The organism is Mycobacterium sp., from assembly GCF_040509115.1.
Taxonomy (GTDB): Bacteria; Actinomycetota; Actinomycetes; order Mycobacteriales; family Mycobacteriaceae; genus Mycobacterium.
The window spans coordinates 1-15,604 of sequence record NZ_JBEVLO010000051.1 but is presented as its reverse complement, the minus strand read 5'-3'; the positions used below and the strand labels follow the sequence as shown (position 1 = coordinate 15,604).

Below are 15,604 nucleotides of genomic sequence, written 5' to 3'. Positions count from 1 at the left end.
ACATGGCGATATACGGGGCGGCCAAGGCCGGCGTGGTGCTGCTATCGCGGGTTGCCGCGGTTGATCTCGCGCCCGGTATCAGAGTCAACGCGATCCTCCCAGGCGTCGTCGACACCCCGATGCCGCACCATTTCGTGTCGCTCTTACCCCCCGAGCAGCAGACCGCCGTTCTCGATCACCTGACGGCCCAACACCTTACCGGTCGCCTGGGCCGACCCGAGGAGGTAGCCGCAGCTGCCCTGTTCCTCGCGAGCGATGAGTCGTCGTTCATCACCGGAAGCGCAATGTTCGTCGACGGAGGCGCGACGGCGGTCTAGACCCGCTGCCCACAGTCAACCCGGTCGGACACGACCCCAAGCCGCCCATTCGACTGGTCACCCGAGGAGAGTCATGAGTTGGCAAACAGCGTCACAAGCAGTGCAGCAGGCCATCACGGCGCTCGCCCAAGGAGGGTTCGTTCTCGTAGTCGACGACGTCAACCGCGAGAACGAAGGTGATCTGATTTGTGCGGCCGAGCTCATCGACACCGCCCAGATGGCGTTCCTGGTTCGGCATACCACCGGCATAGTGTGCGCACCCATGAGTGCCGAACGTGCCGATGCGTTGTTGCTTCCCCCAATGGTGATCGACAACAACGACTCTCACGGAACGGCCTTCACGGTCACCGTCGACCATATGGGTACTGGAACCGGGGTGTCCGCCGAAGACCGGACGCAGACGGTTAGGGCCTTGGCCAATCCGTCCACCGCGCCGACCGAACTCCGCCGGCCAGGCCACATCTTTCCCCTACGCGCACGAAACGGCGGCGTGCTCACCCGCGCTGGTCACACCGAAGCTGCCGTCGACCTGACGACGATGGCAGGTCTCTCCGGTGTCGCGGTGATCGGAGAGGTCATCGACGACGACGGATCGATGCGCCGCGGCGACTCGCTACATCGCTTCGCCGCCGCCCACGACGTGCCCCTGCTCGCCATCGCGGACCTGATACGGCACCGCCGCGGCACCGAACGGCTCGTCGAACCAATCGCTACGGCCCAGATGCCAACGGAATTCGGCGAATATCGCGCCACGGCGTACCGCAACGTCCTCGACGGAACAGAACACCTCGCCATGGTGATCGGCGACGTGGTGGCCGCCGGCCGATCGGCAGAAGGCGCACTGGTTCGAGTGCACTCGGAATGCCTGACCGGCGACATCGTCGGCTCACTTCGCTGCGACTGTGGCGCCCAACTCGAACAAGCCCTGCACGCGATCGCCCGCGAAGGCGTCGGCGCCGTGGTCTACCTGCGTGGACACGAAGGTAGAGGCATCGGCCTCGGACACAAGATCCGAGCCTATGCGCTTCAAGAGGAGGGTCTCGACACGGTCGACGCCAACACGGCCCAAGGGTTGCCCGTGGACGCACGCAGCTACGGGGTCGGCGCGCAGATCCTCACCGACCTCGGTATTCAGCGATTGCGGTTGATCACCAACAACCCAGCCAAGTACGGCGGCATCGATGGCTATGGTCTCGAGATCACCAGCCGCGTGGCGCTTCCCATTGCCGAAACCCCTCACAACGTGCGATACCTACGGGCCAAACGGGACCGAATGCACCACGACATCCTCGTCGCGCGCTGACATGGCGATCCACGCAAAGGACATCGAATGACCGGCATCGGAGCGCTGCTCAGTAACCTCCGGGCTGGCGAGAGCAGAGTCGCCTGGAACCGTCCCGCGCTGAGCGCACCCGACGACCTCGTCCTGACAAGCGCCGACTTCGACCACGAGTCGGCCATCCCGAGGATCCACGCAGCCGCGAGAATCGGTGGAGAAAATCAATCGCCCAGCCTCAATTGGGCTGGAGTCCCACGAGGAACCGGCCAACTGCTCCTCATCTGCGAAGACGTCGACGTCCCACTCCCGTTCCCACTCGCCCATGTCGCCGCACTGATTTCCCCCACGTGGGACTCACTGCCCACAGGAGGTCTCAATGCCCGTAGCATCGTCGGCGGCGTTCACCTTCTCAAAGTGCTGCTCGGAACAGGGTATGAAGGCCCGGCGCCCATCAAGGGGCACGGCCCGCACCGGTACGTCTTCCAACTGTTCGCCCTCGCTGACCCAATCCCAGCCCGCACCCGCGCAAACCTCAAAAGCGTGCTGAAGACTCCCATCTGCGTTCTCGCGCGCGGTCGACTCGATGGCTTCGTCGAACGAGAGTGAACGTACCTTCGCAAGGCGAGCAGGAAAACTCAGTTGCACGAGGCCCCAACCAGCTAACTGTTTTCAGCAAATCCCACCTCGTCGGTGACGCAGAGTGTCGGCGGCTATCCCGCCACCTGCTTTCATCAGGGACCCCGATGATGTTCTGTCTCGCTATTGATTTCATCGGTCACGGCCGGATGGCATCTTGGCTAGGCGTCGGAATCGCAGAACACTAGGTCATGCTGGCCCGTCGCAGGCCGTGGGCGTAGAGAATGAAGCATGGCAAGTATCGAAGAGGCGGGTTGTCTGGAGTTCGATTTCGGAGACGCGCCAGACCATCCGGTTGCCGTGGGCGGAGTTCGCGCGGCCATGGCGAGCCGATAGTTCTATGGCCGAGGGGCGACGAAGTCCATCACTGTGGCCCACCAATTTCGTTCACAACGGTTCGCGACATAGCCCCCGATGACGGCGAAATCGTTTTCGCGGCAACTACATTGGATTCCTAGCTCTCGAAGAGGCGCCAGAGCTTCGCAACATCATCACGAACCGCCTGCCCCAGTTCTTGCCGAAACCCCCGAGAACGGCGACCGTTCACCCGCTGACCGCAGCTGCAGGCAATCACTCTGCGCCTGTTCGTGTTTCGACATTGATTGCTCAACGGGCCAGTGTTTGATGGACTGACCGCACCACGCTGGCGCCTTCGCCTACTGCGGCGGCCACGCGCTTCATGGAGCCGGCGTGTACGTCACCTACCGCGAATACGCCGGGCAGGGACGTTTCGAACGGAAGCGGTCGCCGACTCAATGACTGCCAGATGCCGCTCAACGCGGACTCGGGCAGCGCGGAGTCAGTGAGTATGAATCCTTTGGCATCCACGGCAATGCCACCACACCACTGAGTTGCGGGCCGTGCTCCGATGAAGCAGAACAGCCCGCGGCAGGATTGAGGTGCGAGCTCACGGCGAGAGCTATCGGTGATGGAGATGGCTGCGAGATGTCCATCGCCGTGGAGCGCGGTTACTTCGCTGCCCAGTCGGGTGGTGATCGCGAGGTGTTCGTCGATCCGGTCGGCAAGGTAACTGGACATCTCTTTGCGCAAGTCGTCTGCTCGCACGATGAGGTCGACGCGACACCCGTTGGCGGCCAGATGTAATGCGGCTTGCCCGGCGGAGTTGGCACCGCCAACCACGGCAACTGGTTCACTGCCGCAGGCCTGGACTTCGAGTTTGGTGGCGGCATAAAAGATGCCCGCGCCTTCGAACTCGTGCCACCTGGGCAGTGGCAAGGTGCGGTAGGCGGCGCCGGTGGCGATGACGATGGTGCGAGCGTTCACCACGGCGCCGTCGGCCAGTTCGATTCCGAGATGTGCACCATCATCGATGATGGCGGTCGCCCCGGCCGGACTCAACAGTTCTGCCCCAAACTTTTGCGACTGGATCATGGCGCGGCCGGTGAGATCGGCACCGGAGATGCCGGAGGTGAATCCGAGGTAGTTCTCGATGCGGGAACTGGCTGCGGCTTGCCCGCCGACCGCAGTCGCTTCCAGCAATACCGTGTCCAGGCCTTCCGACGCCGCGTACACGGCCGCTGCCAGACCCGCTGGCCCGCCGCCCACGATCACGACGTCGCGCAGGCGGGTGCGGGCATCGCTGCTTTCGGGCCCCGTCATGCCGAGGGCTTGTGAGACGGTCGCCGCCGTCGCCGCGCGCACCGTGCGCGTCGGGGTCATCAGTGCCGGCAGATCCGCCGATGTGATTTCGTATGATGCCAATAGCGCTTGTGCGTCGACACTTTCGACGTCTGTCCAGGTGTAGGGGATCTTGCAACGCGCCAGCCACGTGCGGATCGCCAGTGTGTCGCCCGACAGACCGCTGCCGATCAACTGCACGCTCTGTGTCGCAGCGCCGCTGAGCATCATGTGTCGGCGCGCCAACAACGCGCGAAATATCACGTCAGACAGTTCGACTTCCCGGTCCATCAACTCGCGGAAGCGTGTCGCGGGCACCCGGACGACATCTCCTGGTGCGACGACCCGCGCTGCCAGGACAGTCGCCTGCCCGGTCAACATGTTCAGCTCGCCCAGAAACCGGCCCGGGCCATCTCGGGCGATGAGGACGTCGCCGCCAGGGCCTGCCGACCCCACAATCTCGACCGTCGCGCTTTCGAGATAGAAGAAGTCGTAGTACGCCTGACCCGGCTCGAACAGGAGGTCGCCCACTAAGACGGATTCGCTGGCGCCGTAGCTGCACAGCCGCCGTACCTGCTGCTCGTCGAGAATGGGGTAGGCATTGTTCTGCCCGAAAACGTCACTCATAACCGTGTTGACCCTCCAGCATCGAGTTCGGACAGTGAACGCCTGCCGGTCGTCGGCGATGGTGATGGGATACGCCGCCGGTCGGCTGTCATCGGGTCTATCATTCTGCGATAGAACTGATCAATGCGTCGAGCGCGGGGCGCGCAGGTATCTGACTGCGGACAACAAGCACGGCAGAGCCAGTGCGGGTAGCGCCAGGGCGACAATCCACACCAGCCGGCGGGTGTGCCCGCCATGGCAGATCAGCTGCACACCGTCGGACTCTGGGCCACCGGGTGAAGGGCTGACCCACTGGTCTGACGATGTGAAGAGCGTCCCGCAGTCGGCGCCACCGACTTGGATCGGTGCGACGAGTAGGACCGTTACGGCCACCAGCAGGGCGCCGGTGGCCATCCGGAAACAATCACGACCGGCCGGCTCCGTCGCATCGGCATGGCGCGCCGTTACGGGCGTTTCAGGGAGCTGGTCATTGGATGGCGGTCAGTGGATGGTCACTGGATGGTGACGGCCTGTGACGGATGTAGGAGGTCCTCGAGCCCGATCCTGGTGAGGAATTCGGTCCGGATCCGGTCTGCCACCGCGTTGACCACCGCGGCGCCGTCGTCGGCGGGGTCGATGTGCACGCGGAAAGGCCGCTTGCCGTGTGCGGTGTCGACCACCTCGACGATCGCCGCGGCAACATCAGAGACGTCGGCATCGGCGGGAGCGATCTCCGCCAGGCGGTCGCCGATCTGCTGCATGAGGTTGGGGTACAGCACGTCGTAGTCGGCAATGGTCGCGGTGTCGGCGGGTCGACCACTGTTGGCGAAGTGATTGGTGCCGTGGGTGAAGGACCCCGGAACGACGATGGTGGATTCGATGCCGAAGCGGGCGACCTCACCGGCGTAGCTGACGGCCAGGGCGTCCATGGCCGCTTTGGCGGCGAAGTAGGGGCCGAGGTACGGCGGGGTTCCACCGCGGGTGCTGGTACTGCCGACCCAGAGCAGCAGGCCCTGACCTTGTCGGCGTAGGACGGGCAACGCTGCGCGATTGAGCCGTTGGGTGCCAAGGACATTGGTGTCGTACACGGCGTCGACTTCTTCTGGGGTGAACGCTTCGGTGGGCCCTGTCACCATGTGTCCGGCGTTGTGGATCACGACATCGAGTCGTCCGGTCTGGTCAAGGATGGTCGCCACAGCGGTGTCGGCGGATTCCTGGGACGCGATATCCAGCTCGACGCTACGTAAGTCGACACGATGTTCGGCGGCGTACTCGGCAGCGGAGCTGGCTTGCTCGGCGTTGCGACCCGTGATGTCGCGCATGCCTGCGTAAACGGTATGACCGGCGTTGGACAGGGCCCGAGCGCTCAGTGCGCCGAATCCACTGGAGGCTCCACTGATGACGATGATCTTGCTCATGAATTCTCCTGTGCTATCAACGAATCGATCGGATGGTTAGACAATGCCGCCGTTGGCGCGGATCACCTGACCATTGACCCATCGGCCCGGACCGGCAAGGAACGCGACGACCTCGGCGATATCGGTAGGAGTGCCCAGCCGTTCCAGCGGGGGCTGGGCGGCCATCCGGGAGATGGTCTCCTCGCTCTTGCCGTCGAGGAACAACGCCGTTGCGGTCGGACCGGGCGCTACCGCGTTCACGGTGATGTCGCGCCCGCGCAACTCCCGGGCCAGGATCAGCGTGACCGCCTCGACCGCGCTCTTCGTGGCGGCGTAGGCCGAATAGGTGGGCAGCGACAGGTTGAGCACCGAACTGGCGAAGTTGACGATGGCGCCGCCTGAGCGCACCCGCCGCGCCGCCAGCTGGTCAATGACAAACGTCCCGCGCACGTTGACCCGGTGCATCCGGTCGAAGTCGGCGAAACTCATGTCGACAAGGGTTGCGAGCACCATGACCCCGGCGGCGTGCACGACGACGTCGACCCCGCCGAACTGCTGCTCCGCAGCGTCGAAGGCCGCCGCCGCCGCGTCCTCGTCCGCGACGTCAGCCTGAATGGCCAGCGCCCGGCCGCCGTTGGTGGAGATGGTGGCCACCACATCGTCGGCCTCGGCTTTGTTTCCGCCGTAGATCACCGCCACGGCGAAATTCTCGGCGGCAAGTCTCTCAGCGGTCGCCCGGCCAATGCCGCGCGAGCCCCCAGTCACGATCGCCACGCGCTGGGCGGCTCCCTCGGGTGTGGTCATCGCCATCTCCTGTTTCTTGGAATATCGATCATGACCAACCATAAGTCCTATTTATCAGAATGCAAGTCCTGATAAACGAGAATCTGGTCGGGGATGGCAGCCGTCGCAATCCGGTCCTCTGGCGGCGGTTTCCTGGAAGTTGGGACTGAGGCTGGCGGCGTGGCATCTACCGCGGGCTATCGGGAGGGCGAGTTGCTCCTCGTGCTCCTCTTGCTGATCAGTTCAGTCGATGGTGAGAGTCTTACGATGTTGAGAAGGCAATCCTGACTGTCAGGACTACACTCGGACACATGACACCGGCCTCGAGCGGCTACCGCGACCGCAACAGCACTGCCGACCGCGCACTGACCATCCTCGGAATGTTCTCCGAGAACAAAGTCCACCTCACCGCGGGCGAGGTGGCCGAAACCCTTGACTGTGCGAGCTCCACCGCGTATCGGTATCTGCAGACGCTGGTGAGCACGTCGTTCCTGGAAGAGGCTCCCGGGGGTGGCTTCCGGCTGGGTTTCCGTGTGATGGAACTGGCCCGGTTGGCTCGACGCAGCTACCCGCTGGCCGAGTTGGCGTTGCCCGTGATGCGAAGGCTCGCCGAGGAAGTCGGGGAGACGGTACTGCTGACGCGTCGGGTTGATGACGCTGTGGTCTGCGTTGATCGATGTGAAGGCGTCGGACAGCTGATCAGGCTCAGCTACGAGCGGGGTTCGCGGTTGCCTATCAACGCCGGGGCATCGGCACTGGTGTTACTGGCCTGGCTGCCCGAGCAGCAGCAGCGCGAATTGCTTGCCCGGCAGCCACTGGAGCAATTCACCAACAACACCCTGGTCGAGGTCGGCGCGCTGGTGCGTCGCCTTCGCAAGATCCGAGCCGATGGTTTCAGTGTGACGGTTGCCGAGGTGGACCCCGACGCGACGGGCATCGCGGCGCCGGTCTTCGACGACGCCGATTCGGTGACCGCCGCGCTCAGTGTGGTGGGGATGCGCCGGCGGATGCCACGGGACCGGATAAACGACGTGGTGGCCGCCGTGCGTTCGGCGGCCCAGCAGCTATCTGGCGAGGTGGCGATCGTAGGGTCGTGATCCTGTGTCCCGACGGGCCCGCTACTGGACGGGTCGGTAGGGCGGACCTCCGTCAGCGACTAGTTGTTCGGCCTCGGCGAGGATCGCCGACGGCTCCTGGTCCAGATTAGAGTCCTGCTGAAGCGTTGGCGGACATCACGTTCGATCCGCAGTAGACCTCGTGACGGTTGCCCTCCGGGTCGAGGACGCATATGCCGATCGTATGCCGTGGGTGACTGCCTGTTGTACGTCGATGCCCTCGGCGCGGAATCTGCGGTGGAAGTCGATGATCGCTCCAGGTCGTCCACCCGCCCTGCAGGCCGGAGGGACCGAACCGCCAGTTCGGCGTCTTCATCCGTGACCGTCAATCCCATTACGCGCGTATAGAAGTCGCGCAAGGTGGCCAGGTCGTTGACCCAGGAACCGGTGTGTCAAAGTCCGGTGATCATCGGTGTCCTCTTTCGGTGTTGACGCTTGTCTCGGCGGTGACGCGGCATGCCTCCGCGGCACCTCATCGGCACAATTCCTGTTTTATGAGAGTAGATTCCTATTTAACAGGATGGATGCTAACGTGGTCCATAACACAAGCCAGGCCGATGCAGGGAGGACCATCGTGAACACGGAGTCACCGGGTCGCAGTTACGACGTAGCGGTGTGCGGCGCCGGGCCGGTCGGCATGACAGCCGCACTGCTGCTCGCCGCCCGGGGGTGTGACGTCGTGGTGTTCGAGCGCCGGGCCGGGACGAGCGACGAGCCGAAGGCCATCAGCATCGACGACGAGGCGCTACGGGTCTATCAGCAGGCCGGCATCGTCGAGCAGATATTGCGCATCGTCGTGCCCGGCACCGGCACCAGCTACTACGACAGCAGTGACAAGCTCGCGTTCCACGCCGGCGCCGCCACGCCCTACCGGCTCGGCCACCCGTTCAAAAACCCCTTCGCTCAACCGGATCTGGAACGGGAGCTGGCCACCGCAGTGCACCGGCATCCACACATCGACGCTCATTTCGGCACCGAGGTCACCGACATCGACCAGGACGGTGCGATGGTCGGCCTCACCACCGCCGACCGCACGGTACGCGCGCGCTACCTGCTCGGCTGCGACGGCGGACGCTCCACGGTGCGCTCGCGGCTGGGGGTCACCATGACCGGCCGTAGCCATCCCGACGTATGGCTGGTGGTCGACACCCTCGGTGATCACCACACGGAACGATTCGGTATGCACCATGCCGATCCGGAGCGTCCGCACGTGGTGGTGCCCGGCCTCGACGGGCGCTGCCGGTACGAGTTCCGGCTCTTCCCCGGCGAAGGTGAACCCACTGACGCACCACCCTTCGAGCTCATCGAACGCCTGGTGTCGCGGTACCGGGCCATCACCCCCGAACAGGTCGAACGCGCCGTGAACTACCGGTTCCACGGCCTTGTGGCAGACACCTGGCAGGTGGGTCGCTGCTTCCTGCTCGGCGACGCCGCGCACATGATGCCCCCGTTCGCCGGTCAGGGATTGAACTCCGGGGTGCGCGACGCGGGGAACCTGGCCTGGAAGATCGCCGACGTCATCGACGGGCGGCTGGGTGAAAATGCCTTGGCCAGTTACGAAACCGAACGACGCCCGCACGCCACCGCCACCGTGCGCGCCTCCGAACGGCTGGGACGGGTGGTGATGACGACCTCGCCGCGGCTCGCGCAACGCCGCGATCACCTAATCGGCGCCGCGCTGGCCACCACCGAGGGGCGGGAGTTCTTCGAGCAGATGCGATACCGGCCCGCGCACCAGTTCACCTGCGGTCTGGTGACAGCCGGACCCGATGTCGGGGTACCGATCGGCCAACCCCGCGCGTACGACACCGGGACTCAGTCGATCCGGCTGATGGACGAGATCCTGGGGCGGGGCTGGGCATTGATCGGTGTCGACATCATCGATGAGCACTGCTGGAACGACGTCGAGGTGATCGCCGGGATGCTCGACGCCACCACCGCCGGCGTCCCCACCCGACGGACCCTGCCCCGGCTGGGCCGCCGGATGCTGATCGATGTCGACGGCGGTCTCGAGCGCGAATTCGCGCCCTACCGCGGGCGGTTCGTGCTACTGCGGCCCGACCACTTCGTCGCTGCCGCCTGGTACCCCGACCAGACCGCCGACATCGCGAACATCGTCACCACCTGGACCGGAAACTCAGCCGCTGCCGGCCACCACTGAACTTCGAGAACGCAAAGGATAACGAAACAAATGGCCTATGCAACCTATGAATTCGCCGGCACCCGCGCGGTAGGCGAACTCCACGACGACACCCTCGTTCCGCTGGAGGGCCTCACCGAACTAGGAGTAGATACCCCCGCCGACGTCCTCGACGCCGCGGTGCGCCGCGACGGTGACGCGGTGGCGATCGCCGAGGTGAATCTGCTTCCCGTGGTGCCGAACCCGAGCAAGATCCTGTGCGTCGGACTCAACTACCGTGACCACATCCTGGAAACCAAACGAGACATGCCCACCTACCCGGTGCTGTTTCCCAAATACGCGTCGAACCTGATCGGGGCCTACGCAGACATCGCGATACCGCCCGAATCCGGCCAAGTCGACTACGAAGGGGAGTTGGCGATCGTGATCGGCCGTCCGGGCCGTCGCATCCCCGAACACGAGGCCATCCACCATGTCCTGGGCTACTGCGTGGCCAACGACATCACCATGCGCGACTTCCAGTACCGCACCCACCAGTGGTTGCAGGGCAAGGCGTGGGACTCGAGCACACCGGTGGGGCCCGCCGTCGTTGCGCCCGACGACATCGACATCGCCTCGTGCACTATCCGTACAACGGTCAACGGTCAGAAAGTCCAGGAATCCGAGCTGTCTCAACTGATCTTCTCGGTCGCCAACCTGGTCTCGACCATCTCCACCTTCACCGCGTTGCAGCCCGGTGACATCATCCTCACCGGAACCCCCGGCGGTGTCGGCTTCCGTCGGGACCCGCAGTTGTTCCTGCATCCCGGTGACACCGTCACCGTCGACATCGATGGTCTCGGATCGGTCACCAACGTGGTACGCGCCGAACAGGAGGACTGACATGGGGGTCGGCACAACGGCCGCGGTGGTCACCACCGCCGGTGGCCCATTCGAATTGACCGAGGTCGAACTCGACGAGCTACGCCCCGACGAACTGCTTGTCCGAATGGTCGCCACCGGAGTCTGTCACACCGACCTCAACGCCAGGGCCGGCGCTCTGCCCTTTCCGCTGCCGGCCGTGTTGGGCCACGAGGGCGTCGGCATCGTCGAGGCGGTCGGACCCCGCGTCACGAAGGCCGAACCGGGTGACAAGGTGCTGATGACCTTCACCTCCTGCGGACACTGCTCCGCGTGCCGGCGTGGGCACCCCGCGTATTGCACGTTCCACCTGCCGTGGAATCTGTTGGGAGGCCGACGCGCGGACGGCACGGCTACCGTCTCGAGCGCGGGCCGGGAAATCAATGCGCACTTCTTCGGCCAATCGTCGTTTGCCCGGCGGGCCATCGCGGACGAGCGCAGTGTCGTCACGCTGCCCTGGGACACCTCGATGGATGAGCTGGTGACACTGGCACCGCTGGCCTGCGGCCTGCAAACCGGCGCCGGTGCCATCTTCAACGTGCTTCGTCCCGGTATCGGCTCGGTGTTGGTGGTCACCGGCGCCGGTGCGGTGGGTCTGGCCGCCGTCATGGCAGCTGCCACGACCGCGGTCCGCCGGATCATCGCGGTAGACCGCATCGACGAGCGTTTGGAACTTGCGCGGGCCCTCGGTGCCACCGACACCATCAACGCCGCGAAGTCCAATGTCGCCGAGGAACTCCGCCGGCTCACCTCCGGCGCCGGATTCGACCACGCAGTCGAAACCACCGGAAACACCGGCGTTCTGGAGACACTGTGCGACGGACTGGCCATCGGTGGACACGTTGCAGTGATCGGCGCCCCGGCGGCAGGCGCCCGGGCGAGCTTCGACGTCAATGCCTTCCTGCCCGGCCGACAGATCACCGGAGTCACTCTCGGTGACAGCCAGCCCGACGTATTCATACCGCAGCTCCTGCAGCTCTATCGCGACGGGCGTTTCCCGCTCGACCGGATGCAACGCCGGTACCGGTTCGAAGACATCGAAGAAGCCTGTGCCGATGCCGCATCGGGCCGAACCGTCAAGCCGATCCTCACTTTCGACCAATCTCTGCCCTTCGACTAGGAGCCGACGTGCCCGAGGACTATGGCCTTCTCATCGACGGGCGCCGACAGGCGGCCCAGGACCACACGACATTCCCCGACATCTCGCCGGTGACCGGCGGAACCGTCGCCCACATCGCCGCCGCCGCCGAGCCCGACGGCGACCGGGCCGTAGAGGCGGCCGCGCGGGCATTGCCTGGGTGGTCCGGCGCCTCTTTCACCCACCGGAGGGCCGTCCTCCTGCGTGCCGCAGACCTGCTCGAGGCCGAACGCGACGAACACCGTGCGATGTTCGCGCTCGAAACGGGTTCCACCGCGCAGTGGGCGGACATGAATGTCGGCGAAGCCGCCAACACACTGCGGGAAGCGGCCGGATTGGCAAGCGCCCCAATCGGAACCATCCTGCCCTCCCATGACCCCGCGGCGCTCAACCTGTCCGAACGCCGACCCGCCGGGGTTGTCCTGGCGATCGTGCCGTGGAACGCGCCGCTCATCCTGGCGGCCCGGTCCATCGCCATCGCGCTGGCCGTGGGAAACACCGTCGTGATCCGGCCCAGCGAACTGGCCCCGATCACGGCAGGGTTCCTGCTCGCCGATGTCCTGCACCGCGCGGGCCTTCCCGCCGGAGTGGTCAACGTCGTCACCTGCGCGCCGGGGGGAGGGCAGACGCTGATCGAGTCGATGATCGCCAACCCCGCCGTGCGCCGCGTGGTGTTCATCGGATCGACGCCGGTTGGCCGCAGCATCGCCCGGGTCGCAGGCGAACACCTCACCCCCTCGGTGATGGAACTCGGCGGCAAGAACTCCACCCTGGTGCTCGCCGATGCGGATCTTGATGCCGTCGCTCCCATGGTGGCCATGGCATCCTTCGCCAACTCCGGTCAGGTCTGTATGTGCACCGACCGTGTTCTGGTGCATCATTCCCTGGCCGATGAGCTGGCTCAGCAACTTTCGGCCCTGGCATCCACGCTGCGCGTCGGCGACCCACGGGACCGGGACACCGGGTTGGGACCTCTGATCAACGACGGCGGTGTCCAGAATTTCGTGGCACTGGTCAGCGACGCCCTGGCCCGCGGGGGTACTGCCATGACGGGCGGGCCCGAGCGGGATGACCTCTACGTCACGCCGACCGTGTTGACCGGTGTGCCCTTCGATGCCGATATCACGACGCGGGAGAGCTTCTCGCCGGTGGTCGCCATCCAGCCGGTCAGCTCCGATGAGCACGCGATCGAACTGGCCAACAGCACCGAGTTCGGTTTGATCGCCAGCGTGTTGAGCACGGACCCGACCCGCGCACAGCGGGTGGCGCGTCAGCTGAATGTCGGCGCGGTGCATATCAACGGCCCGTCGGTAGGCGATGAACCGCACGTGCCGTTCGGCGGTGTTGGCGCATCCGGCTTCGGCCGGCTCGGCGGGGCCGAGTCGGTCCACATGTTCACCGAACAGAAAACCCTGTATCTGCACGACTCGAGGTAACCCCGGGTGCGTCTGATTCCAGCGGCAGGATTCCGGATCCTGTTGTGGCGCTGCTGTTCGCCCAGGTCAGACCCGCTACGACCAATAAATAGGAATTGACTTCTGTTATTCAGGATTGCTAATGTCATGTGATCCAACCCATACGAGAAGAGACAGCGATGACAACCTCACTCGACGCGCCAGGACATCTCGCGCGGCCCGGCAGGCGCTATTCGGCGTCGAACAAGACCGCCATCGCCATCTGCACGCTGGTGACGGTCATGGAGGGCTACAACCTGATCGTCTACGGCGCGGTGGTGCCGTCGCTGCTCGCCGACCCGTCGATGGGCATCACGCCTGCCGCGGCAGGCCTGGTGGGCAGCATGGTGTACGTCGGAATGCTCATCGGAGCGTTCTCCGCGGGTGTGCTGGGTGATCGCATCGGGCGCCAACGGGTGCTCATCGTCGCCATCGCGTTGTTTCTCCTCGGGGCCGTCGCCGCGGCAATGTCGGTGAATGCCCAAACGCTCAGCGCCGCGCGCATTCTCGCGGGTCTTGGAGTAGGTGGCGCGGTGACGACGGCACTGGCACTGGCACGGGGGCACGCACCGCAGGGCCGCTCGACTCTCGTCGTGACCATCACCATGGCCGGCATCCCCGTCGGCGGGACCCTGGCCTCGTTTGTCGGGATGGCGGTGCTGCCGGTGCACGGTTGGCGTCCGATGTTCCTCATCGGCGCCGGGGTGACAGCGGTGATCCTGGCAGTCGTGGTCCTGGTGCGGATGGAGCAGCCGAACAGGGGCGTCGTGTCGCAGGCCGCCCACACCGGGTCGGCCATCGGCGAGCTGTTCACCCGCAAGAACATCATCGTCACGATCGTCATTGCCGCCGCGGCCATTCCGAACATGTTCACCTGGTTCGGCTTGAATGTCTGGCTCACCGCCGTGATGTCCGAGCTGGACTATCCGTTGACGTCTGCGCTCCTGTTCTCCCTGACCCTGACCTCGGGTGCCATCGTCGGATCATTCCTGACCGCGTGGTGGGCCGATCGATGGACACCGGAACGTGTGGGCGCCCTGACCGCGGCAGTGACCGTGGCCGGCCTGGGCGTGGTGATGTCGGGTGTCGACTCCCAGGTGATTCTTCTCGCCGCGGTCGCCCTGATGGGGATGGGTGGGCATTCCACCATGAACCTCATCAATGCCGCTGCGGCAAACCGATTCCCAGAGTTCATGCGCGGAACCGCCCTGGGGTGGGCCAACGGAATCTCGTATGTGGGCGCACTGGGGCCCCTGACTGCAGGCATGCTGTTGGACCTCGGCTTCGGCCCGCACTCGGTATTCGCGCTCTACGGCACGTCCGCTGCCATCGCCGCCGCTGCGATGGCAGGCTTTGCGTTACTACCGAAAGCCCACGAACCCGGATCGACCGACAGGAAAGGGCCGACCCACGCGCAGGCACCGGCCCTCGTGGAAGGAATGGCACAGTGACCTACTCCGAGACCAAAGACATCGACACCAAAGACATCGGCACCAAAGACATCGAGCTACCACCAGCCTGGACCCGATTTCGACACGGTGCCTTCACCTGCACAGTCGTCTCCGACGGGATTCTCGAAATGGGCGCCGCGCGCGACAATTTCCCGAACGCCGACGCCGCCGAACTCGACGGACTGCTGACCCAGCACTACCTGTCGGTGGACAACGTGCGCCTCAACCAGAACCTACTGATCGTCGACACGGGGGACAAGAAGATCCTCTTCGACACCGGCGTGGGCATCAATGCCGACCTGGGGCGCGCCACCTTCGGCCCCGGTACCGGGCAGGCCATCCCGAACATGCGTGCCGCCGCAATCGATCCCGGCCAAATCGACATCGTCGCCATCACCCATGCCCACCCCGACCACTGCTGGGGACTCGTCGACGACGACGGCAACAAGCTCTACCCCAACGCCGTCGTGGCGATCAGCGCCGTCGACTTTGAGTACTGGACCGACCTCGCCCGGGTCGACACCGCCGTCAACGAGCACATGAAGGACCACTTCAGGGGGGCGCACCGCAATCTGATGCCCTACCGCGACAATATGGTGCTGCTGGACGACGGCGCGGAACTGGTACCCGGGATCACCGCCATTGCCACGCCCGGCCACAGCCCCGGGCATCTGGTCTACCAGATCACAAGTGGCGACCACTCCATGATCTGCTGGGGTGACCTCTGCCATCACCAGGTACTGCTACTCA

Annotated in this window: 14 protein-coding genes; 10 read left to right on the top strand and 4 right to left on the bottom strand. The window is 65.0% G+C overall.

Annotated features, from left to right (window positions below):
• From ABW137_RS04090 to ABW137_RS04080, 3 genes are all read left to right on the top strand, one after another.
• On the top strand, window positions 1-317 hold a 317-nt coding region (locus tag ABW137_RS04090), incomplete at its 5' end, for an SDR family NAD(P)-dependent oxidoreductase (protein WP_526397153.1).
• Between the two features lie 73 nt (window positions 318-390).
• Window positions 391-1,620, top strand: a complete 1,230-nt coding sequence (locus tag ABW137_RS04085; RefSeq protein WP_526397151.1) for a bifunctional 3,4-dihydroxy-2-butanone-4-phosphate synthase/GTP cyclohydrolase II — start codon at window positions 391-393, stop codon at window positions 1,618-1,620.
• Between the two features lie 27 nt (window positions 1,621-1,647).
• Window positions 1,648-2,202 (top strand): YbhB/YbcL family Raf kinase inhibitor-like protein, encoded by a 555-nt coding sequence (locus ABW137_RS04080; RefSeq protein WP_526397149.1) that lies wholly within the window; start codon window positions 1,648-1,650, stop codon window positions 2,200-2,202.
• Between the two features lie 636 nt (window positions 2,203-2,838).
• Here ABW137_RS04080 and ABW137_RS04075 read toward each other — a convergent pair.
• The 4 genes from ABW137_RS04075 to ABW137_RS04060 form a co-directional block, all read right to left on the bottom strand.
• Window positions 2,839-4,497, bottom strand: a complete 1,659-nt coding sequence (locus tag ABW137_RS04075) for an FAD-dependent oxidoreductase (protein ID WP_526397147.1) — start codon at window positions 4,495-4,497, stop codon at window positions 2,839-2,841.
• Window positions 4,498-4,617: 120 nt separating this feature from the next.
• Window positions 4,618-4,890 (bottom strand): hypothetical protein, encoded by a 273-nt coding sequence (locus tag ABW137_RS04070; protein WP_526397145.1) that lies wholly within the window; start codon window positions 4,888-4,890, stop codon window positions 4,618-4,620.
• Between the two features lie 98 nt (window positions 4,891-4,988).
• Window positions 4,989-5,894, bottom strand: coding sequence for an SDR family NAD(P)-dependent oxidoreductase (locus ABW137_RS04065; protein WP_526397143.1), 906 nt, complete (start codon window positions 5,892-5,894; stop codon window positions 4,989-4,991).
• 36 nt (window positions 5,895-5,930) lie between these two features.
• On the bottom strand, window positions 5,931-6,677 hold the full coding sequence (locus ABW137_RS04060) for an SDR family oxidoreductase (RefSeq protein WP_526397141.1): 747 nt from the start codon (window positions 6,675-6,677) through the stop codon (window positions 5,931-5,933).
• Between the two features lie 290 nt (window positions 6,678-6,967).
• On the opposite strand from ABW137_RS04060, the gene ABW137_RS04055 reads away from it, so the two are divergent.
• From ABW137_RS04055 to ABW137_RS04025, 7 genes are all read left to right on the top strand, one after another.
• The gene (locus ABW137_RS04055; protein ID WP_526397139.1) at window positions 6,968-7,753 is read left to right on the top strand and encodes an IclR family transcriptional regulator; all 786 of its coding nucleotides are present in this window, start codon (window positions 6,968-6,970) and stop codon (window positions 7,751-7,753) included.
• A 592-nt stretch (window positions 7,754-8,345) separates the two neighbouring features.
• On the top strand, window positions 8,346-9,932 hold the full coding sequence (locus ABW137_RS04050) for an FAD-dependent oxidoreductase (RefSeq protein ID WP_526397137.1): 1,587 nt from the start codon (window positions 8,346-8,348) through the stop codon (window positions 9,930-9,932).
• Window positions 9,933-9,962: 30 nt separating this feature from the next.
• Window positions 9,963-10,793, top strand: a complete 831-nt coding sequence (locus ABW137_RS04045) for a fumarylacetoacetate hydrolase family protein (protein WP_526397135.1) — start codon at window positions 9,963-9,965, stop codon at window positions 10,791-10,793.
• Window position 10,794: 1 nt separating this feature from the next.
• The gene (locus tag ABW137_RS04040) at window positions 10,795-11,931 is read left to right on the top strand and encodes an NAD(P)-dependent alcohol dehydrogenase (protein WP_526397133.1); all 1,137 of its coding nucleotides are present in this window, start codon (window positions 10,795-10,797) and stop codon (window positions 11,929-11,931) included.
• Between the two features lie 8 nt (window positions 11,932-11,939).
• Window positions 11,940-13,385 (top strand): aldehyde dehydrogenase family protein, encoded by a 1,446-nt coding sequence (locus ABW137_RS04035; RefSeq protein ID WP_526397131.1) that lies wholly within the window; start codon window positions 11,940-11,942, stop codon window positions 13,383-13,385.
• A 158-nt stretch (window positions 13,386-13,543) separates the two neighbouring features.
• On the top strand, window positions 13,544-14,854 hold the full coding sequence (locus tag ABW137_RS04030) for an MFS transporter (RefSeq protein ID WP_526397129.1): 1,311 nt from the start codon (window positions 13,544-13,546) through the stop codon (window positions 14,852-14,854).
• Window positions 14,851-15,604: MBL fold metallo-hydrolase (locus ABW137_RS04025; protein ID WP_526397127.1), on the top strand; the 754-nt coding region annotated here is incomplete at its 3' end. The genes ABW137_RS04030 and ABW137_RS04025, both read left to right, overlap by 4 nt.

Excerpts from the sequence above, each read along its gene's own strand:
- ABW137_RS04060 (WP_526397141.1), bottom strand. The coding sequence starts at position 6,677 with ATGACCACACCCGAGGGAGCCGCCCAGCGCGTGGCGATCGTGACTGGG.
- ABW137_RS04065 (WP_526397143.1), bottom strand. The coding sequence starts at position 5,894 with ATGAGCAAGATCATCGTCATCAGTGGAGCCTCCAGTGGATTCGGCGCA.
- ABW137_RS04045 (WP_526397135.1), top strand. The coding sequence starts at position 9,963 with ATGGCCTATGCAACCTATGAATTCGCCGGCACCCGCGCGGTAGGCGAA.
- ABW137_RS04055 (WP_526397139.1), top strand. The coding sequence starts at position 6,968 with ATGACACCGGCCTCGAGCGGCTACCGCGACCGCAACAGCACTGCCGAC.
- ABW137_RS04030 (WP_526397129.1), top strand. The coding sequence starts at position 13,544 with ATGACAACCTCACTCGACGCGCCAGGACATCTCGCGCGGCCCGGCAGG.
- ABW137_RS04040 (WP_526397133.1), top strand. The coding sequence starts at position 10,795 with ATGGGGGTCGGCACAACGGCCGCGGTGGTCACCACCGCCGGTGGCCCA.
- ABW137_RS04075 (WP_526397147.1), bottom strand. The coding sequence starts at position 4,497 with ATGAGTGACGTTTTCGGGCAGAACAATGCCTACCCCATTCTCGACGAG.
- ABW137_RS04070 (WP_526397145.1), bottom strand. The coding sequence starts at position 4,890 with ATGGCCACCGGCGCCCTGCTGGTGGCCGTAACGGTCCTACTCGTCGCA.
- ABW137_RS04085 (WP_526397151.1), top strand. The coding sequence starts at position 391 with ATGAGTTGGCAAACAGCGTCACAAGCAGTGCAGCAGGCCATCACGGCG.
- ABW137_RS04080 (WP_526397149.1), top strand. The coding sequence starts at position 1,648 with ATGACCGGCATCGGAGCGCTGCTCAGTAACCTCCGGGCTGGCGAGAGC.